The 18462-nt window shown below is 45.5% G+C and carries 19 protein-coding genes; 14 read left to right on the top strand and 5 right to left on the bottom strand.

Features of this window, described 5'->3' with window-relative positions; translation table 11 throughout:
- Window positions 1–273: 273 nt before the first annotated feature.
- Together uvrA and ACXAGK_RS18085 are read left to right on the top strand one after the other, a co-directional pair.
- Window positions 274–3105: an excinuclease ABC subunit UvrA gene (gene uvrA / locus ACXAGK_RS18090; RefSeq protein WP_474857305.1), complete on the top strand. Its 2832-nt coding sequence runs from the start codon at window positions 274–276 to the stop codon at window positions 3103–3105.
- Window positions 3106–3307: 202 nt separating this feature from the next.
- Window positions 3308–3475 (top strand): hypothetical protein, encoded by a 168-nt coding sequence (locus ACXAGK_RS18085; protein WP_474802878.1) that lies wholly within the window; start codon window positions 3308–3310, stop codon window positions 3473–3475.
- A gap of 64 nt (window positions 3476–3539) precedes the next feature.
- Here the strand turns inward: ACXAGK_RS18085 and ACXAGK_RS18080 are convergent, their stop codons facing one another.
- Entirely contained in the window at window positions 3540–5042 is a 1503-nt protein-coding gene (locus ACXAGK_RS18080) for an Hsp70 family protein (protein ID WP_474857304.1), read from the bottom strand.
- Between the two features lie 186 nt (window positions 5043–5228).
- Here ACXAGK_RS18080 and ACXAGK_RS18075 point away from each other — a divergent pair, with 186 nt between their 5' ends.
- Together ACXAGK_RS18075 and ACXAGK_RS18070 are read left to right on the top strand one after the other, a co-directional pair.
- Window positions 5229–5648, top strand: coding sequence for an acyl-CoA thioesterase (locus ACXAGK_RS18075; RefSeq protein ID WP_474857303.1), 420 nt, complete (start codon window positions 5229–5231; stop codon window positions 5646–5648).
- Between the two features lie 22 nt (window positions 5649–5670).
- Window positions 5671–6369, top strand: coding sequence for a 2OG-Fe(II) oxygenase (locus ACXAGK_RS18070; RefSeq protein WP_474857302.1), 699 nt, complete (start codon window positions 5671–5673; stop codon window positions 6367–6369).
- Window positions 6370–6388: 19 nt separating this feature from the next.
- Here the strand turns inward: ACXAGK_RS18070 and ACXAGK_RS18065 are convergent, their stop codons facing one another.
- The 3 genes from ACXAGK_RS18065 to ACXAGK_RS18055 all read right to left on the bottom strand — a co-directional run bounded on the left by ACXAGK_RS18065 (window position 6389) and on the right by ACXAGK_RS18055 (window position 8687).
- Window positions 6389–6874 (bottom strand): DUF3299 domain-containing protein, encoded by a 486-nt coding sequence (locus ACXAGK_RS18065; protein ID WP_474857301.1) that lies wholly within the window; start codon window positions 6872–6874, stop codon window positions 6389–6391.
- Window positions 6875–7016: 142 nt separating this feature from the next.
- The gene (ppa, locus tag ACXAGK_RS18060) at window positions 7017–7547 is read right to left on the bottom strand and encodes an inorganic diphosphatase (RefSeq protein WP_014947861.1); all 531 of its coding nucleotides are present in this window, start codon (window positions 7545–7547) and stop codon (window positions 7017–7019) included.
- Between the two features lie 165 nt (window positions 7548–7712).
- On the bottom strand, window positions 7713–8687 hold the full coding sequence (locus ACXAGK_RS18055; RefSeq protein ID WP_474802894.1) for a class 1 fructose-bisphosphatase: 975 nt from the start codon (window positions 8685–8687) through the stop codon (window positions 7713–7715).
- Window positions 8688–8996: 309 nt separating this feature from the next.
- Between ACXAGK_RS18055 and mpl the strand changes: the two genes are divergently transcribed.
- The 3 genes from mpl (at window position 8997) to ACXAGK_RS18040 (ending at window position 11865) form a co-directional block, all read left to right on the top strand.
- Complete coding sequence (mpl, locus tag ACXAGK_RS18050) at window positions 8997–10355, top strand: UDP-N-acetylmuramate:L-alanyl-gamma-D-glutamyl-meso-diaminopimelate ligase (protein WP_474802896.1); 1359 nt, start codon at window positions 8997–8999, stop codon at window positions 10353–10355.
- 65 nt (window positions 10356–10420) lie between these two features.
- Window positions 10421–11053, top strand: coding sequence for a flavin prenyltransferase UbiX (locus ACXAGK_RS18045; RefSeq protein WP_014975357.1), 633 nt, complete (start codon window positions 10421–10423; stop codon window positions 11051–11053).
- A 2-nt stretch (window positions 11054–11055) separates the two neighbouring features.
- On the top strand, window positions 11056–11865 hold the full coding sequence (locus ACXAGK_RS18040; protein WP_474857300.1) for a S1/P1 nuclease: 810 nt from the start codon (window positions 11056–11058) through the stop codon (window positions 11863–11865).
- A 164-nt stretch (window positions 11866–12029) separates the two neighbouring features.
- On the opposite strand, the gene rraA is transcribed toward ACXAGK_RS18040, so the two are convergent.
- The gene (gene rraA / locus ACXAGK_RS18035; protein WP_179982013.1) at window positions 12030–12515 is read right to left on the bottom strand and encodes a ribonuclease E activity regulator RraA; all 486 of its coding nucleotides are present in this window, start codon (window positions 12513–12515) and stop codon (window positions 12030–12032) included.
- A gap of 368 nt (window positions 12516–12883) precedes the next feature.
- On the opposite strand from rraA, the gene ACXAGK_RS18030 reads away from it, so the two are divergent.
- From ACXAGK_RS18030 to xerC, 7 genes are read left to right on the top strand one after another with little or no spacing between them, the layout of a single operon-like run.
- Window positions 12884–13396 carry a phosphatase PAP2 family protein gene (locus ACXAGK_RS18030; RefSeq protein WP_474802902.1) on the top strand — a complete coding sequence of 171 codons (513 nt, stop codon included), beginning with the start codon at window positions 12884–12886 and terminating at the stop codon, window positions 13394–13396.
- 1 nt (window position 13397) lies between these two features.
- A complete protein-coding gene (locus ACXAGK_RS18025; RefSeq protein WP_474857299.1) occupies window positions 13398–14465 on the top strand; it encodes an MJ1255/VC2487 family glycosyltransferase in 1068 nt (355 codons plus the stop codon).
- A 51-nt stretch (window positions 14466–14516) separates the two neighbouring features.
- Window positions 14517–14714 carry an LPS translocon maturation chaperone LptM gene (lptM, locus tag ACXAGK_RS18020; protein WP_474802905.1) on the top strand — a complete coding sequence of 66 codons (198 nt, stop codon included), beginning with the start codon at window positions 14517–14519 and terminating at the stop codon, window positions 14712–14714.
- Window positions 14714–15964 carry a diaminopimelate decarboxylase gene (lysA, locus tag ACXAGK_RS18015; protein WP_474857298.1) on the top strand — a complete coding sequence of 417 codons (1251 nt, stop codon included), beginning with the start codon at window positions 14714–14716 and terminating at the stop codon, window positions 15962–15964. Before lptM ends, lysA begins: the two co-directional genes overlap by 1 nt.
- A gap of 35 nt (window positions 15965–15999) precedes the next feature.
- Window positions 16000–16830, top strand: coding sequence for a diaminopimelate epimerase (gene dapF, locus ACXAGK_RS18010; RefSeq protein ID WP_179982008.1), 831 nt, complete (start codon window positions 16000–16002; stop codon window positions 16828–16830).
- Window positions 16827–17522 carry a DUF484 family protein gene (locus ACXAGK_RS18005; RefSeq protein ID WP_474857297.1) on the top strand — a complete coding sequence of 232 codons (696 nt, stop codon included), beginning with the start codon at window positions 16827–16829 and terminating at the stop codon, window positions 17520–17522. Before dapF ends, ACXAGK_RS18005 begins: the two co-directional genes overlap by 4 nt.
- Before the next feature lie 5 nt (window positions 17523–17527).
- Complete coding sequence (gene xerC / locus ACXAGK_RS18000) at window positions 17528–18448, top strand: tyrosine recombinase XerC (protein WP_474857296.1); 921 nt, start codon at window positions 17528–17530, stop codon at window positions 18446–18448.
- Window positions 18449–18462 lie beyond the last annotated feature (14 nt).

Below are 18462 nucleotides of genomic sequence, written 5' to 3'. Positions count from 1 at the left end.
ACTTACACCCACTTACCTTAAATTCGATTAATACAATTGGCATTTTCTTCAACTCGCGAGGTTGATTTAGCCTTTTCGCGCTACTCTTTTTCTTAGTAGGGGTTTAAAAGTGGGGATAAAATCACCATTTTACAATGTAGTTTCGTTAGTTCTAATCGTAAGCTTGGGCCTGTAAGGTGATCTGCTTACTCCACTCACAGTATAACTTGAATGTCATATCACTTTACTTGACACCTATGGCATACTGATTCTTTTTCTCTCATTTAGGCTTCAATGGATAAAATCGAAATTCGCGGTGCTCGCACCCACAACTTGAAAAACATCGATTTAACACTGCCACGAGACAAACTGGTGGTGATAACCGGCCTTTCTGGCTCGGGTAAATCGTCTCTTGCATTCGACACGCTTTATGCGGAAGGTCAGCGTCGTTACGTTGAGTCTTTGTCTGCGTATGCCCGTCAGTTTCTATCTATGATGGAAAAACCCGATGTTGATCATATTGAGGGTTTGTCACCTGCAATATCCATTGAGCAGAAATCAACATCGCACAATCCGCGCTCCACCGTGGGTACCATCACTGAGATTTACGACTACCTACGTTTGATGTTTGCCCGCGTAGGCACACCACGTTGCCCTGAGCACGATGTGCCACTGGATGCACAAACGGTTAGTCAAATGGTAGATAGAGTGTTAGCCATGCCAGAAGGCAGTAAGCTGATGCTGCTCGCGCCTATTGTTAAAGAGCGCAAAGGTGAGCACGTTAAGACGCTGCAAAACCTCTCTGCACAAGGCTTTATTCGCGCGCGTATTGACGGTGAGGTTTGCGACTTGTCCGATCCTCCACCACTGGATTTGCACAAGAAGCACACCATTGAAGTTGTGGTTGACCGCTTTAAAGTGCGTGACGACATGGCACTGCGTTTATCGGAATCATTCGAGACAGCCCTCAGCCTTGCTGGCGGTAACGCGGTAGTGGCTGATATGGACGACAAAGACGCAGAAGAAATAGTGTTTTCTGCTAACTTTGCCTGTCCTCACTGTGGCTACAGCATTAGTGAACTTGAACCACGTCTGTTTTCATTTAATAACCCAGCGGGTGCCTGCCCAACTTGTGACGGGCTAGGTACAAGACAGTTTTTTGACCCAGCACGCGTTGTCGGCAATACCGAATTGAGCCTGTCCGGCGGCGCTATTCGCGGATGGGATAAGCGTAGTTACTACTATTTCCAAATGCTGCAGGCAGTAGCAGACCATTATAAGTTTAGCCTTACCGTGCCATTTGAAGAACTCGATAAAAAGCACCAAGACATTGTGCTGTATGGTTCAAAAGGCAAGTCGCTGTCGTTTAAATATATAAACGAACGTGGCGACGTGATGGAGCGTAAGCATCCATTTGAGGGTATTATCCCTAATATGGAACGCCGCTACCGTGAAACCGAGTCGAACTCGGTGCGCGAAGAGCTAGCAAAATATTTAAGCCAGCAGCACTGCAGTAGCTGCAACGGCACGCGTTTACGTGTTGAAGCACGCAATGTGTTTATCCAAGATACTAATCTGCCAGCCATTGCCGAGATGTCGATTGCTGATGCTTACGGCTTTTTCGAGACACTCAACCTTGAAGGCCAGCGAGCGCAGATAGCCGAAAAGATTTTGAAAGAAATCATGGACCGCTTAAGCTTTTTGGTGAATGTAGGCCTAAATTATCTTTCTATGTCGCGCAGTGCCGACACCTTATCCGGTGGTGAAGCCCAACGTATTCGACTAGCAAGTCAAATTGGCGCAGGCCTCGTTGGCGTAATGTACGTACTCGATGAACCGTCTATCGGTCTTCATCAGCGAGATAACGAACGATTACTCGGCACACTTACGCGTTTGCGCGACCTAGGCAACACGGTGTTGGTTGTAGAGCACGACGAAGATGCAATCCGCGAAGCCGATTACATTGTGGATATTGGCCCGGGTGCTGGTGTACACGGCGGTGAAATTATTGCCGAAGGTTCACTTGAAGATATAACAAGCAGTGAAGACTCACTTACCGGAAAATACTTATCTGGTAGAGAGAAGATTGAAATCCCTGCAACACGCACACCGGTGAAAGACGACAAGTGGTTAGAACTTTTAGGCGCTACAGGCAACAACTTAAAATCTGTTGATTTGCGTATACCTACCGGCGTAATGACCTGTGTAACCGGCGTATCTGGCTCGGGTAAATCAACGCTGATTAACGATACCTTCTACAAAATTGCCCAGCGCGAGCTGAACAAGGCGACCACTTCTGAACCGGCACCGCATAAGTCGATGACCGGACTAGATCAACTCGACAAAGTGGTCGATATTGATCAAAGCCCTATCGGCAGAACACCGCGCTCTAACCCGGCGACTTACGCTGGTATTTTCACACCTATTCGTGAAATGTTTGCCGGAACACAAGAGTCGCGTTCACGAGGTTACAAGCCTGGCCGCTTTAGCTTTAACGTAAAAGGCGGTCGCTGTGAGGCATGTCAGGGTGACGGCGTAATCAAAGTGGAAATGCACTTTTTGCCAGACGTGTACGTGCCTTGTGATGTATGTCAGGGCAAACGCTATAATCGTGAAACCCTAGAGATAAAGTACAAAGATAAGAACATTCACGAAGTGTTAGAAATGACCGTGGAAGATGCCCGTCAGTTCTTCGATGCTATACCGGCTATTTCACGTAAATTGCAGACGCTGATGGATGTGGGTTTGTCTTATATCCGACTTGGCCAAGCCGCTACTACGTTATCTGGTGGTGAAGCGCAACGAGTAAAATTGGCGAAAGAGTTGTCAAAAAGAGACACTGGGCAGACCCTTTATATCTTGGATGAGCCGACTACAGGTTTGCACTTCCACGATATTAAGCAGTTGTTAGCCGTACTCCACCGACTGCGCGATCACGGTAATACCGTTGTGGTTATTGAGCACAACCTGGATGTAATTAAAACCGCAGACTGGATTGTTGACCTCGGACCGGAAGGCGGATCCGGAGGTGGCCAGATTATTGCAGAAGGAACTCCTGAGCATGTGGCACAACAAGAAGTTTCACATACAGGTCGTTTTCTGAAACCCATGCTCACACAAGCTTGAGCCAGTTATGATGTAAATTCTTAGGCATTAAGCGCACGATTTCTTCTTGCGAGTTGTTGTGAAATTTACACTTCAATTTGTAAAAAGTGCGCGTTGATGCTTATTTACACGTTTTTTACGCTGGTCAGAGCTTGTTTTGGCAAATCATACGTTACGATGATTTATGTGAATTTTGCAGTAAGAATTGCTGGAGCGAAACCCAATGACTCAAACGCCACCACTAGCCTTAGTTAAGACTTGGTACCACTTACTTTCATCATCTGAAGATAACGATGTGAAAGCGCGCGCACAAGAAATGCTGTTAAATGCTTTCGAGTCGCCAGAAGCCATCGCAGTTTTTTTGAAAGAACACAATATTCTTAAGCACTGATCAAAAAAGCCTTAGCGTAGTAGGCGTAACTACGCTAAGGCTTAGTGTTTAATTATAGACGATATTAAGCGTGCTTAGCCGCTTGAATTGCTAATCCTTCGCACACCGAGTTGAATGCATCGTTTTCTAATCGAGGCAGCCCCGTAAGCAGTTTTTCATAGAGTGCATCAACGACAATAGGCGATAAACTCATACCACCCGTTATCATTACCACCTCTGGTTTTTCACTGCTGTTTTCCAAACATTCCACCACTAACGCTTTCACTTTGTCTAGCCAAGGTTTTAACGCCTTTTTAAGTGAATCCTGTGAAATCTCTACATCAAAGTTGTCTTCAATATAGTGCAGCGGCAGCGTAATGTTTTGCTTGCTCGAAAGTAGTTCTTTGGCTAATCGAGCTGAGTTTACGACTCGAGCAGACAACTTGTTCTCTTGCACGATAAGCAAACGCTCTAATTGGGCCGGCTCTTTAATTACAGACATGGTTTGAGAAATATCTAACCCGTAGTCATCAGAGAAAAAGCGCGTAAGCGCTGGAATGTTGTCAACTGCACACATATCAGAAAAATAGGTAGGCGGAACAGGAAGCCCGTTCATCATTTTAAGGCCCATACCCATTTCAGGCGCTATGCCTTTAAGAACCAAGCTTTTATCACAATCCATACCGCCTAAACGTCGGCCTGTTACCGCTAGCACATCGTCTTTACGGTCAAGCTGATTGGAACGCTCAGGTGAGAGCTTAATACAGCAAATATCTGTGGTCCCCCCACCAATATCTACAATCAGCGTGGTAGTGTCTTTTGGTAAGGTTTGTTCAATCTTATAAGCTGCAGCAATAGGTTCATCCAAGAAGTTAACACCTGAAAACCCAGCATTAGTTGCCGCTTCAGTCATAATTTGAATCGCTTGTGCGTTGCCCTCTTCACCGCGGGTGCCGTGAAATTTCACAGGTCTGCCGATAACCGCATTGTTTACCACCTTGCCTAACTGCTGCTCGGCACACTGTTTAAAGTAAGCTAGCTGCTTGGCAATAATACCGATGAACGCCTGTTTTTGGTCGCCATCTAGCGATGCGCCTAAAAAGTTCTTAGGTGAATAGATAAGTCGGCCTTTGTCCGGCATTTTAAGAAAGCGTCTAAACCCTTCTTCACCAAACGCAAACTTGCCGTGCTCTACTAAACGCAGCAAAGGAATCTCGTCTAGCGACATAGCGTGCATTAACTGCTGAATCGCTTTGCGTTGAAGGGCTGGCTTGTTATGCAGATCACCACGCAGCGAGTCAATTCGGCTGCTATACATTGCCTGCTCTTTCGGGTCTTTTGCCGAATAATAGCCGTCTTTGGCTTTATCTATCTGTTCGCTGATCACTCGCTGTAACTGCGCAACTTTCGCCTCCACCATAGCATCAGGAGGCGGTGGCAGTTCATCCTCAAAATAGATGAACACCGAAGAACGGATTTTGTTGCCTTTCTTATCTAGCGGGTCAAGTTTGATGTGCTGATGGGCCGCTCCATCAAAATACACAACCTCAGAATTTGATGTACCGTAGTCAATCCCAATCGCAGTCATAGTATGTTCGCTCAAAAAGTTAGATGCGGATTGTAATGCAAAAGAAGCTAACGGCACACCCCCTGTAAGCTAATCAAAACACAACGATTTTCCTTAAACACAATCGCTTACACAAGGGCTTACTGAAAACCCCTGCTCATAATGCTAGAGTAGGAATTAAACTTATAACAATGCCTACAAATAATTATGAGTAATACAGCACCACTTATCACTTCTTTTGACGTGCGTTTTTGCGAAACCGATGCTTTACAACATGTTAGTAATACGGCACTAGTTGCATGGTTTGAAGCAGCCAGAGAGCCCATTTTTAGAATGTTTACGCCTGAGCTAGACTTACAAAACTGGCCGCTAATTTTAGCCAGCTACAAGGTCGATTTTTTAGCGCAAATTTTTTATGGCAAACCTGTAACGGTTAAAACTTACATTAGTCGATTGGGAAACAGCGCATTCGACGTGTTTCAGGAGCTTTGGCAAGACGACAAGTTATGCTCAACTGGCGTGACTACCATGGTGCATTTTGACTACAAAACACAGCGCTCTGCGCCTATCCCAGATAATGTGAAGTCAGAGCTACAGCCACACTTTAAAGAACTACCCACTAAGTAATAAAGCGCAGCAAGAGGTATCCATGAGCGATTTAATTGAAGTTATTGATGATGTGTTACCCCCAGAGCTGTGCTCGCAGCTTATGGCGCGCTTTGAAAGCAGCCCTAATTTGAGTCAAGGCCGCACTGGCGGTGGTGTAGATTTAGATAAAAAGCGCAGCATGGATGTGTCCATAAGCCGAAGCCCGGAATTTAAAGACTTATTCCAGCAAGTGATGCAGCATACCGGAAAGCAGCTGGTTGCCTATATTGAAAAATACTATTTTGCGCTTGTTGGGCCTATTGGCTTAACCGTACGCCATCCCAAAACCGGCGAACCGGTAAAAGTTACTGGGGAAAACTTTGAAGAAGTGGGTAAGCCAAATTTAGCCAACCTGGTTAACTACCTATTCCGAGTAGGCGATGTTAATGCCCAGCGCTACACCGCGGGCAACGGCGGTTACCCGTATTGGCACTCAGAAGTGTATCCGCAGCTTCAGCATAACGATGCGCTGCACCGCGTATTGCTGTTTATGTACTACTTAAATGATGTGGACGAAGGCGGCGAAACAGAATTTTACTATCAAAACCGTGCGGTCAAGCCCAAAGCAGGCAGAATGATGATTGCGCCCGCCTATTTTACTCACACGCACCGCGGCCAAATTCCAAAAAGTAACGACAAGTACATTCTAACGTCGTGGCTTCTATTTAACCGCGCTGAACAAATTTATACGCAGGGCTAGCCAACTCGGCTAGCTATCTTTAAAACCCTTCGACTGCTTCGCCGGTCAAACGATAACCTACAGATGCGATATCGCCTTTCCAGCCGTCAGTCGACAGTTCGCCGGTTACCCAAATCGCGTCGTAAATATTGTCTATGCGCACACCTTCTTCAAACTTTACGTACACAATTTGATTCGAAGGGGGTGGTGGTACGTGAATACAAGCGCCAAAATACGGAACGAGTAAGAACTCGGTAGTAAGCTCAGCGGTACCTTCTAGCGGCACAACGAACCCAGGTATTTTTACACGCTTTCCGTCAAAGGTATCGACCACTGGTGCATCAGGCTGAAGCTGACTCATTTCACCATTGTGTTGAACTGAAGGTGGCGCGAGCTCATTAAAGCCTTCAGGCACTAGGTCTTCCCAATATACTTCTACGGGAGCTTTATCTGCCAGAGCGTTGAAGCTTACAACCATCAGTATTACAGCAAATAATGAAGGCATGGATAATTTATGGTGGATCATACTGCTCTCTATCGTTGAGTATTTTGTTAGCTTTTTTTGTATAGGCTTTTGCTTTTCGTTTTCAATCTTCACTTTTAGACCACATACAAAAAGGGCCGGTATTTCACCAGCCCTTTGTATCATCAATTTAAAGCAGCGTGAATTATTCTGCTTCGAAACGCGCGATGCTTGCGGTAATTTCTTCTTTTGCAGCTGCAGCGTCTGCCCAACCGTCAATCTTCACCCACTTGCCTTCTTCAAGATCTTTATAGTGCTCGAAGAAGTGCTCGATTTGCTTAAGAAGAAGCGGAGGTACGTCTGCAATTTCTTTAACGTCACGATAGATAGTAGAAAGCTTATCTACTGGTACCGCTAGTACTTTTGCATCTTTACCAGACTCGTCAGTCATGTTTAGTACGCCAACTGGACGACACTTAATGACAGAACCTGCAAGTAGTGGGAACGGAGTCATCACTAATACGTCAACTGGGTCGCCGTCTTCAGACAAGGTGTTGTTCACGTAACCGTAGTTAGTTGGATAGTGCATGCAAGTTGCCATGAAACGGTCAACAAATAGCGCGCCAGTGTCTTTGTCTACTTCGTACTTCACCGGGTCAGCGTGTGCTGGAATCTCAATGATTACGTTCACTTCATCTGGTACATTTTTACCAGCAGAAATAGCACTCAAGCTCATTCTTAGGTCCTTTCAATAATGGATTAAAAATTTTGGTCGTAAGTATACGGTGACAACAGCAAAATAAAAACGCTTTACGACCCATGTCGTACTAATCTCTTTATTTTTCATTAAATTTTGCTGCTTTTTAATAAAAAATGGCCCTTCAGGGCCATTTTTTCGCTACTACGCTTTGTCGTTGTAGCTTAAGCACATATCAACTTCGTCTTTCGAGCCGATAATGCAAGGTACGCGCTGGTGAATTTCTTCAGGCATTACTTCTAGAATTCGGCCTGCGCCCGTTTCAGCTTTACCACCAGCTTGCTCCATCAAAAATGCCATTGGGTTTGCTTCGTAAAGCAAACGCAATTTGCCTGGCTTAGACGGGTCTCTGTTATCAAACGGGTACATAAAGATGCCACCACGACAAAGTAAACGATGAATATCACCCACCATAGCCGCTACCCAGCGCATGTTAAAGTCTTTGCCACGAGGACCTTCTTTACCTGCTAGCAGGTCTGCAACATATGCCTGCATTGCCGGTTCCCAATGACGCTGGTTCGACGCGTTAATTGAGAACTCAGAGGTTTCTTCAGGCACTTGAATATTCGGGTGAGTCAGTAGGAAGCCACCGTGAGTTTTATCAAGGGTATAGATGTGCGTACCGCGACCTGTAGTTAGCGCTAGCATCGTAGACGGGCCATAAAGCACATAACCTGCTGCAACCATTTGTGTGCCTGGCTGCAAGAACGCAGACGGATCATCTGGCTTCATCCACTGCGGTGCATGGGTGATAGAGAAAATAGTACCAATTAGGCTATTAATTTCAGTGTTTGACGAGCCATCTAGCGGGTCGAAGCTCACTAGATAGTTACCTTCCGGATTGCACGGAACAACATCGTCTTCTTCTTCAGACGAGATGGCTTTAACGTAACCAGACTCCCTTAGCGTATCCTTAAGAATGTGGTTTGAGATAACGTCGAGCTTTTTCTGCGTTTCGCCCTGTACGTTTTCTGAAAGAGTTGAACCAAGCACGCCAGCAAGTGCGCCTTGACTCACGCGGAAAGAAATTTCTTTACAGCCCGCTAGCAGTGTACGAATGAGCAGTATTAACTCAAGCGGTGCACCGTCTTGTTGCAATTGGGAATTTAAACGTTTCATTGAATGTAAGCCTTTTTTTATGTGTAGGGTGTTGTACTTGCAGTCGCTCAGCTTTCCTTACCGGCGTTTATCTGAAGCACACACAGGTTTTAAGCCTGTGGTTAGATTGTAACCGTGTTCTTAGTTAAGTGGAACACACCTTCAAAAAGTCATTCACACACCATACCAGTTTGAAAGCTGCGAATATTCAAATATTTGTTCTAAACAAAGGCTGGCGACCACTATGAATCGATGAAAATTGAATTATCTATCGGTCGTAGGGTTCTGATACAGTACGCCAATAACATAATAAATCACCGAGAATGCGCTATGCATGTACATATTTTAGGCATTTGTGGAAGTTTTATGGGTGGCATCGCCGCCATTGCCAAATCACTAGGCCACAAGGTTACAGGCTCAGATAAGAACGTTTATCCCCCAATGAGCACTCAGCTTGAAGCACTAGGCATCGAGCTTACACAAGGCTATAGCGAAAGCCAATTTGATCCAGTACCAGATATGGTAGTGATTGGTAACGCCATGTCGCGTGGCAACCCGGCGGTGGAGTACGTATTAAATCGCAATTTACCTTACACCAGCGGCCCGCAATGGCTGCTTGATAATCTACTCAAAGATCGTTGGGTCATTGGTCTATCTGGTACCCACGGTAAAACGACCACCAGCAGTATGGTGGCGTGGATTTTAGAACACGCTGGTCTTAATCCTGGTTATTTGATTGGCGGCGTTCCTGAGAACTTTGGCGTATCGGCCCGCGTGGGTGAAAGCCCTTTTTTTGTTATAGAAGCCGATGAATACGACAGCGCATTTTTCGATAAACGTTCTAAGTTTGTACACTATCGCCCAAAAACATTGGTTATCAACAACCTTGAGTTTGATCACGCCGATATTTTCGCAGACCTTGCAGCTATACAAACCCAGTTTCACCATTTGGTTCGCATGGTGCCGGAAAATGGGCTTATTCTTACGCCAAACGGCACGCCCGCTATTGAAGATATGCTCAAAAAAGGGTGCTGGTCGTCACGTCAGTCTTTAGGCAAAGAATGGCATGCTGAACTGCTAAAGAAAGACGGCAGTGAATTTAATGTATTACATAACGGGGTTATAGCCGGAACCGTAACTTGGTCACTTGTGGGTCAGCACAATGTAGACAACGCTCTTATGGCAATAGCCGCTGCCCATCATGCAGGCGTTACCTTACCCGATGCTATAGCAGCACTATCATTTTTTAAAAACGTTAAGCGCCGCATGGAAGTTAAGGGCGAAGTCGACGGCGTCACGCTTTACGATGACTTTGCGCACCACCCTACCGCTATAGCGACTACACTTGATGGACTGCGCAAAAAGGTAGGTAATGCACGTATATTAGCCGTGCTAGAGCCGCGCTCGAACACCATGAAAATGGGCGTACACAAAGATACACTGGCTAATTCATGGCAAAAAGCCGATGAGGTTTACCTTTATGAACCTGAAGGCATGGACTGGTCTTTAGTCGATTCGGTAGCGCACAGTAATGCGCCTACTCACTGTTTCAGAGATGTAGAGAAGATCGTTCAAGACGTTTGCAACGTAGCACAATCGGGCGATCATATTCTTGTAATGAGTAACGGCGGTTTCGAAGGCATTCACGGCCGTATTCTCGACGCTTTAAAAATGAAGTCCAAACTGTAAAAAATTAGAATAACGTTATATTCGATGGACAAGCCACAAGGCTTGTTATCAACAGAGGCTAAATCATGAAACACGATAAGCAAGTTACGCTTGCTATTACAGGGGCATCTGGCGCACCTTACGCTCTAACACTGCTGAAATCGCTGGTTAATGCAGACTATCAAGTTTACGTACTTATCTCTTCAGCGGCCAAGGTGGTATTTGCTACTGAAGAGAACGTAAAAATACCGGGCCGCCCCGAAGACGCTGCGGCTTTCTTTACGGAACACTGCAATGCTAAACCTGATCAAATCAAAGTATTTGGTAAAGAAGAATGGTTTTCCCCAGTTGCTTCAGGTTCAGCCGCCCCAGCTAAAATGGTGGTATGCCCATGCTCTACAGGTACGCTTTCTGCCATTAGTATTGGCGCAAGCGACAACCTTATTGAGCGCGCCGCCGATGTCGTGTTAAAGGAGCGGGGACAACTTATTTTAGTCCCACGTGAAATGCCGCTTTCATCTATTCATTTAGAAAATATGCTTAAACTTTCACAAATGGGGGCTACTATAATGCCCGCTGCGCCAGGCTTTTATCACAACCCCAAAACAATTGACGACTTAGTGGATTTTGTTGTGGCGCGCATACTAGACCACCTGGGTATTGAGCAGTCTCTTGTCGCAAGATGGGGCTATCAGTCTTCAAAACATTCAGAGGATTAATCATGTTCGCGTTTGCAAACAAGATTTGCGCAGTTGCGCTGAGTACACTATTTACATTGTGTATTGCATCACCCGCTTTCGGATGGGGACAAACAGGCCACAGAGTAACAGGCGCTATTGCCCAGCAATACCTTAGCCCTCTATCGCAGGCTGCACTTATGGAGCTGTTGCCACATGGTTCGTTGGCTGAGGCCTCGACCCATGCCGATGAAATGCGTTCTGACCCCAGCGAATTTTGGCAAAAAACCGCTAGCCCTTGGCACTATGTTTCTGTACCTGAAGGAAAGACCTACGAAGAAGTTGGTGCACCAAAGCAGGGTGATGCTGTTACAGCGTTAAAGCAATTTACTGAAACCTTAAAAAGCGACACAGCCAGCATTGAAGAAAAGCGTCTAGCCCTTCAGTTTATTGTGCATATCATAGGCGATCTCCATCAACCACTGCACGCTGGCAACGGCACCGACCGCGGTGGAAACGATGTAAAAGTACGCTTCTTCTGGCAAGATTCTAATTTACACCGCGTATGGGATTCGCAGATGCTAGAGCAGCGCAAATTGTCGTATTCTGAGTGGACTGAATGGCTTACACAAACCATTACCTCAGAAGACATTCGCAGTTGGGCTACGACCGACCCTATGGTATGGATTGAGGAAAGTACCGCTATTAGCGATACCATTTACCCAGATGACGCCAATAACATGAGCTACGACTACTTATACAATCATCTGCCTACTGCTAAAAAGCGTTTACAGATGGCCGGTATTCGCATTGCTATGTATTTAAACCAAGTGTTTGAAGAAGCGAATAAGTAGTTTTAAGTAGCACCGACGTCAATTCGACGTTATCTCTGGGCTTATCAATTCGTCTTATTGGCGCTATCGTAAACCCCGCAAATAATAAAAACGCAAACGGAGGCCTTACGCCTCCGTTTTTTCATGTATTCTTAAAGCAGGTAGCTTTTGTTTACTGCTTAACTTCAATCTAAATCTAGCGGTTCAGGAGAAAGAATAACGCCCGTGCTATCTGCATATAGGTGGTCTTCAGGTAAAAACGTAACGCCGCCAAAGTTAACCGGTACGTCAACTTCGCCAATGCTTTCACATTCGGCATTTACTGGAATGGCTGCTACGGCTAATACGCCAATATCCAATTCAGCAAGGCTATCAACTTCACGCACGCTACCGTAAATCACAACCCCTTCCCAATCGTTATCAATAGCGACTTGAGCAGATGATGCATCAAATAGTGCACGTCGGCTTGAGCCTCCGCCATCTATCAGTAGTACTTTACCTGCACCAGGCTGGGCAAGCACACGGTCGATAAGACCTCGGTCTTCAAAGCATTTTACGGTGGTAATCTCACCACCAAAAGAATAACGGCCACCAAAGCTTGCGAAAATCGGATCTACTACGTCTACGCTGTCAGCAAACAAGTCGCATAATTCAGATGTGTTGTATTCCATTATTTTGCCTTACTAAAATTGAGAAGCGTTGAAGCTCTATGCTCGTTAGACCTAGCATAGCATTTATTCTGATGATGCAAATGGTTGATTTAGCGCGTTTCATCAAATTTTTATGTTTTGTTAAAAAAGCAGTAATTCAACGCAGATGAGCCTTAATTGAGCACGTATTTTGCTTCATGAATCAAGCTAAAATTGTTCTTCTAAAAAATTTTGTTTAATAACCACTTTCCCCGTGAGTGAAATGGGTAAATGACAAAAAATAGGAACCGCGTTAGATGTCAAAAAAGTTTCTTTTTTCCGTCACCCACTGGTCACAGACACACTTTAGCCTGTGCAGTAATTAACCGATAGGGGACAAGGCGATGTTGATGAAATCCTTGACCAAGTACGACACTGACTTATTTTATCGCCTCTACAAACTGACGCAAAAAAGAGACTGTAGAAGTATTGTCTGGTTGTCGAAAACAGGTGACGGCTACTTATACTTTGTAATCGGTATGCTGCTTTGGGCATTTGAGCCGGAGCACGGTGAGCTTTTCCTTTACACAGCGCTGATGGCATATGCGCTGGAATTACCCATCTATGTGCTGCTTAAGAAAATGTTCAAGCGCCCTCGCCCTTGCGATTTTCTAATGAATTTAACAGCACATGTCACGCCTTCTGATAAGTTTTCTCTACCCTCAGGCCATACTGCTGCGGCAACACTAATGGCGTGTATCATTGCGCACTATTACCCGCCATTTGCCTTACTTGCTTACAGTTGGGCAGCACTCATAGGGCTGTCACGGGTACTGTTAGGTGTACATTATCCTTCTGATGTGGTCGCAGGCTCTCTACTAGGCGTAACAATCGCGACACTAAGTATTTCAATTCTGGGGTAGCATGAAATTATTGTATGGTGTGCAAGGCACCGGAAATGGGCATATTGCTCGAGCACGAATTATGGCGGCAGCATTGGCCGAGCGAGACGATGTTAGCGTTGACTTTGTTTTTTCTGGTCGCGCCCCTGACAAATATTTTGATATGGAAGTGTTTGGTACATACCGAACATACAAAGGGTTAAGCTTTATTACGAAAAGCGGGCGCGTAGACAAATGGTCTACCGTTAAAGACGCCAACCTTCGTCAGTTAAACAAAGACATCAAGGCATTCGATACCAGTGGTTACGATTTGCTGGTAAACGACTTTGAGCCCGTAACGGCCTGGGCTGCAAAGAAACAGGGGCTACCTTCTATTTCTATCAGCCATCAAGCGGCGTTTACGTACAACGTGCCTAAAAGTGGCAATACCATTTTTGATAGTTTGATAATGAAGCTATTCGCACCTACCGAACTTCAACTAGGTGTACACTGGTATCATTTTAATCAGCCTATTATCCCGCCGTTCGTTTCGGAAAAACCCGTTGTGTCTTCCGGTAATGGCCACGTATTGGTTTACCTACCTTTCGAAGATATTGAAGATATTCACCAAATGCTTGAACCGCTAAGCGACCAAGTATTCGAATGTTTCCATCCGAATATCGACGAAGCGAGAGAGATGGGCCATATCCACTGGCATCCAACCTCTAAAAAACATTTTCAAAAAGCCCTGCAGCATGCCAGTGGCGTAATTGCTAACGGAGGCTTTGAGCTGTCTAGCGAAGCCCTTCAATTAGGAAAGAAACTGCTCATTAAGCCCTTGCATGGTCAATTTGAGCAGTTATCGAATGTGCTTACTCTTAGTCAATTGGATTTGTGTCAAACGCTATTTCAACTCGACACCGACATAGTAGAAGAGTGGCTTGAAGCGCCTGAAAATGAAGCTATCGCTTTTCCTGATAACCCCAATGTTCTAATCGATTGGCTCAAAAACAAAGACTTTTCTGATACACAGAGCCTGTGTGACGCCCTTTGGAAAAACGTTCAATACGGCGATAAAACACAAGAACGTTTATTGGCTCTTGCAATTTAACACCGCAATGCGATGATAGCGGCATTTGTCGTATTCTTTGCGGGATTTTTCGTGCTTAAAAAGTCAGTTGTTTTCTTGCTAACACTCACAGCATTGTGTGGCTGTGGTTATAAAGGGGCGCTTTATATTCCTGACGCGCCTGCACAAAACACCTCTACTGAACCAACGTCTTCTGAAAATACAGGAGTCGATGCTTCGTCTAGCGCCAATACCCCATCCCCCGCAACTACTTCTGGAGAGCTGAACTAGTGGATTTTTTCGCCTACAGCCAAGGTCAGCTTCACGCTGAACAAGTGGCTGTTTCTGATATTGCAGCCCAGCACGGAACGCCGGTTTATATTTACTCACGCGCTACGTTAGAGCGCCATTGGCATGCGTTTAACGATGCTATCGGTGAACACCCTCACCTTGTGTGTTATGCAGTAAAAGCTAACTCAAACATTGGTGTGTTGAATGTTTTAGCGAAGTTAGGATCAGGCTTTGACATCGTTTCAGCGGGTGAACTAGCCCGTGTTATTGAAGCCGGTGGTGACGCAAGCAAAGTGGTATTTTCAGGCGTAGGCAAAAAACACGACGAGATTCGCTATGCGTTAGAACAAGGCATCATGTGTTTTAACGTAGAGTCAGAGCCAGAGCTTCACCGCATTAACCAAGTAGCCGGCGAAATGGGTGTAAAAGCCCCTATTTCACTGCGCATAAACCCTGATGTGGATGCTAAAACTCACCCTTACATCTCTACGGGATTGAAGGCCAACAAATTTGGTATTGCTCGTGAACGCGCATTGGCTACCTATGAATTAGCTGCATCGCTACCTCATCTGAATGTGGTTGGTATGGACTGTCACATAGGCTCACAGCTTACCGAAATTGGACCTTTTGTTGATGCATTAGAACGCTTACTTCTGCTTATTGATGAACTGGCCGAGCGCAACATTATTATTGAACACCTAGATGTAGGTGGTGGTCTTGGCGTAACTTATAACGACGAGCAACCTCCTCATCCAAAAGCCTACGCACAAGCCATGGCTGAAAAAATGGTAGGCCGTGAAAACCTTAAGCTTATCCTTGAACCTGGCCGAGCTATTGCGGCTAACGCCGGTATTCTGGTCACTGAAGTTGAATTTATCAAAGAAGGTGAAGAGAAGAGTTTCGCCATTGTCGATGCTGCTATGAACGATTTATTGCGCCCTGCGCTTTACTCAGCATGGCAAAATATTATTCCTGTGAAAGAAGAAACCACGGCAACGCCTCGCACCTATGACGTTGTAGGGCCTGTGTGCGAAACCGGTGACTTTATAGGAAAAGATCGAGAATTAGCTATTGAACCAACCGACTTACTTGCGGTTCGAAGTGCTGGCGCCTATGGTTTTGTAATGGCGTCGAACTACAATAGCCGCTGTCGACCAGCGGAAATTATGGTAGACGGCGACAAAGCAATTGTGGTTCGCGAACGAGAAAAACAAAAAGATCTCTGGCAAGGTGAGTATAAACTTCCGTAAACTAGAGACAAACTAACAAGATAGATGCGCGTTTAATGCAGGTTCAATTTTCTAAAATGCACGGTTTGGGTAACGATTTCATGGTTATTGATAACGTTACTCAAAACGTCTTTTTCTCTAAAGAAAAAATTCAGCAATTAGCTAACCGAAACTTCGGTATTGGCTTCGACCAGCTGTTGATGGTAGAACCGCCATACGACCCTGAACAAGATTTCCACTATCGCATCTTCAATGCAGACGGCTCCGAAGTAGAACAATGCGGCAATGGCGCCCGTTGTTTTGCTCGCTTTGTTAAGCAAAAAGGCCTTATTAACCGCAACAAGATAGTGGTAAGTACCAAAGCAGGAAAGATGGTGCTTTATCTAGAAAAAGATGGTCAGGTTACCGTGAACATGGGCAAGCCTGAGTTTGAACCTGCGAACATTCCGCTTACAGCCAACAAGCAAGAGAACACGTATATTTTGCGTGTGGGCGAACGCACCTTGTTTATTGGCTCGGCGTCAATGGGCAACCCTCATTGCGTTATGGAAGTAGACGATGTGAATACGGCTAACGTTGCCGAAATTGGACCGCTTGTTGAGAAACACGAGCGCTTTCCTGAAGGCGTAAACGTTGGCTTCATGCAGATAATTAACGAGTCACACATTAAGCTTCGTGTATTTGAGCGTGGTTCGGGTGAAACCTTGGCCTGCGGCAGCGGTGCATGTGCAGCAGTTGCAATTGGTCAAATACAGGGTAAATTAAGTAAAGACGTACGGGTAGACTTGCCCGGAGGCAGCTTACGTATACGCTGGCCTGGCCCAGATAACGTGTTAAAAATGACAGGGCCTGCCGAACACGTATATGACGGACATATAAATTTATGAGCGAAGTATCAGGGCAATCTAACGCCACGCAATTAATTGAGCCATTTAACGACACAACGGAATTGTCGAGTGCTGATGTGCGCGCGTTCTTATTACAAAACCCTGAGTTCTTTGCAGAGCATGCCGACCTTCTTGAAAAAATTAAGCTTCCCCATGAACACAAAGGCAGTGTTTCACTTGTCGAAATTCAAAGTGAACAGCTTAGACAAAAAGTCAGGCAGCTAAATTTTAAGCTGAATCAGCTGGTTACCATCGCTAAGCAAAACGAAAAAATATATCGCGTTTATACCGATTTAAACGTACAGCTACTACGCTGTGAAAGCGTAGCTGAAGTACAGTTTACCTTAGAAGATGTACTACAAGAGCGTTTGCAGTTGTCTTCTGCGGTGATAAAAAGCTTTAAAGGCCCTCACGCTATTCCTGAACTACAACAACGCCTGTTTACGGAAAAGCGCTTTAAAAATACCAACTTCTTCTTTGGTCGTTTGTCACAGCACGAACGTCAACTTCTTTTCGGCGAAAGCCCTGCAGAGTCCGTAGCGTTAATGCTACTTGGTGACAACCGTGAATTAGGTATTTTGGGCATTAGCAGCAGCGACGCTAGCCACTTTACGCCAGATATGGATACCCTCTTGCTTCAACAGCTTCAGCAAGTGCTAAATATTATCTTGCCTGAAATGATGGGATATTAGGTGTAGTGTCTAAAGACGCCTTAATCAGCGAACCTTGCCAACAATGGCTCGATAAATTTCTACTTCATTTGCAGGTAGAGCGCGGTTTATCCCTACACACCATCAAAAATTATCAGCGCCAGCTAACCGAAGTGGCAAAGCTACTTGGGCTTTACGAATGGTCTGGGCTCACGCCAAGCGATATTAAGCGTGTTATGGCTGATGCTAAAATGTCTGGGCATAGCCCCCGAAGTATCGCACTTAGACTATCGGCACTAAGAACATTCTGCCAATATCTTATTGACCACCAGCAGCTATTCAGCAACCCTGTTGAAGGCATCCAAGCCCCGAAACAAGGAAAGCCGTTACCTAAGCAGCTTAGCGTGGATGAGATGCAGCAACTGCTTAATGCCTCGCCTCGAAGCAGTGACGATGATGAAGGCATGCAGTTAAGAGATGTTGCCATGTTTGAGCTGCTTTATGGTTGCGGCCTGCGCTTAAGCGAACTTACCGGGCTTAATTTAGCCGACTGTTTAAAAGACGGTACGGTGAAGGTCATGGGTAAAGGGAGTAAGCAACGTATACTGCCATTGGGGCGGCACGCGCAAAAAGCGCTAAGCGCATGGTTAAAAGTACGCCCTGCTTACGCTTCACCTTACGAAAGTGCAGTATTTGTCAGTAAGCGTAAAACCCGAATATCGAACAGGCAGGTCGCAAACCGTTTAGATAAAATGGCGCAAGAACAGTCCTTATCGCAAAAAGTAAGCCCCCACAAACTGCGCCATTCTTTTGCTACTCACGTATTAGAATCAAGTGGCGATTTGCGTGCGGTTCAAGAGCTGTTAGGTCACGCTAACTTGTCGACAACACAAGTTTATACTCACCTAGACTTCCAGCATCTCGCCAATGTATATGATGCCTCTCATCCGCGGGCGCACAAAAAATAAAGCTAACCTAAGGT

It is taken from the genome of Alteromonas sp. ABM1_013 (genome assembly GCF_056160505.1).
The sequence above is the reverse complement of the archived record's forward strand: the minus strand, read 5'-3'. Positions and strand labels throughout refer to the sequence as shown.

Excerpts from the sequence above, each read along its gene's own strand:
- uvrA (WP_474857305.1), top strand. The coding sequence starts at position 274 with ATGGATAAAATCGAAATTCGCGGTGCTCGCACCCACAACTTGAAAAAC.
- ACXAGK_RS18085 (WP_474802878.1), top strand. The coding sequence starts at position 3,308 with ATGACTCAAACGCCACCACTAGCCTTAGTTAAGACTTGGTACCACTTA.
- ACXAGK_RS18080 (WP_474857304.1), bottom strand. The coding sequence starts at position 5,042 with ATGACTGCGATTGGGATTGACTACGGTACATCAAATTCTGAGGTTGTG.
- ACXAGK_RS18075 (WP_474857303.1), top strand. The coding sequence starts at position 5,229 with ATGAGTAATACAGCACCACTTATCACTTCTTTTGACGTGCGTTTTTGC.
- ACXAGK_RS18070 (WP_474857302.1), top strand. The coding sequence starts at position 5,671 with ATGAGCGATTTAATTGAAGTTATTGATGATGTGTTACCCCCAGAGCTG.
- ACXAGK_RS18065 (WP_474857301.1), bottom strand. The coding sequence starts at position 6,874 with ATGATCCACCATAAATTATCCATGCCTTCATTATTTGCTGTAATACTG.
- ppa (WP_014947861.1), bottom strand. The coding sequence starts at position 7,547 with ATGAGCTTGAGTGCTATTTCTGCTGGTAAAAATGTACCAGATGAAGTG.
- ACXAGK_RS18055 (WP_474802894.1), bottom strand. The coding sequence starts at position 8,687 with ATGAAACGTTTAAATTCCCAATTGCAACAAGACGGTGCACCGCTTGAG.
- mpl (WP_474802896.1), top strand. The coding sequence starts at position 8,997 with ATGCATGTACATATTTTAGGCATTTGTGGAAGTTTTATGGGTGGCATC.
- ACXAGK_RS18045 (WP_014975357.1), top strand. The coding sequence starts at position 10,421 with ATGAAACACGATAAGCAAGTTACGCTTGCTATTACAGGGGCATCTGGC.
- ACXAGK_RS18040 (WP_474857300.1), top strand. The coding sequence starts at position 11,056 with ATGTTCGCGTTTGCAAACAAGATTTGCGCAGTTGCGCTGAGTACACTA.
- rraA (WP_179982013.1), bottom strand. The coding sequence starts at position 12,515 with ATGGAATACAACACATCTGAATTATGCGACTTGTTTGCTGACAGCGTA.
- ACXAGK_RS18030 (WP_474802902.1), top strand. The coding sequence starts at position 12,884 with ATGAAATCCTTGACCAAGTACGACACTGACTTATTTTATCGCCTCTAC.
- ACXAGK_RS18025 (WP_474857299.1), top strand. The coding sequence starts at position 13,398 with ATGAAATTATTGTATGGTGTGCAAGGCACCGGAAATGGGCATATTGCT.
- dapF (WP_179982008.1), top strand. The coding sequence starts at position 16,000 with ATGCAGGTTCAATTTTCTAAAATGCACGGTTTGGGTAACGATTTCATG.
- ACXAGK_RS18005 (WP_474857297.1), top strand. The coding sequence starts at position 16,827 with ATGAGCGAAGTATCAGGGCAATCTAACGCCACGCAATTAATTGAGCCA.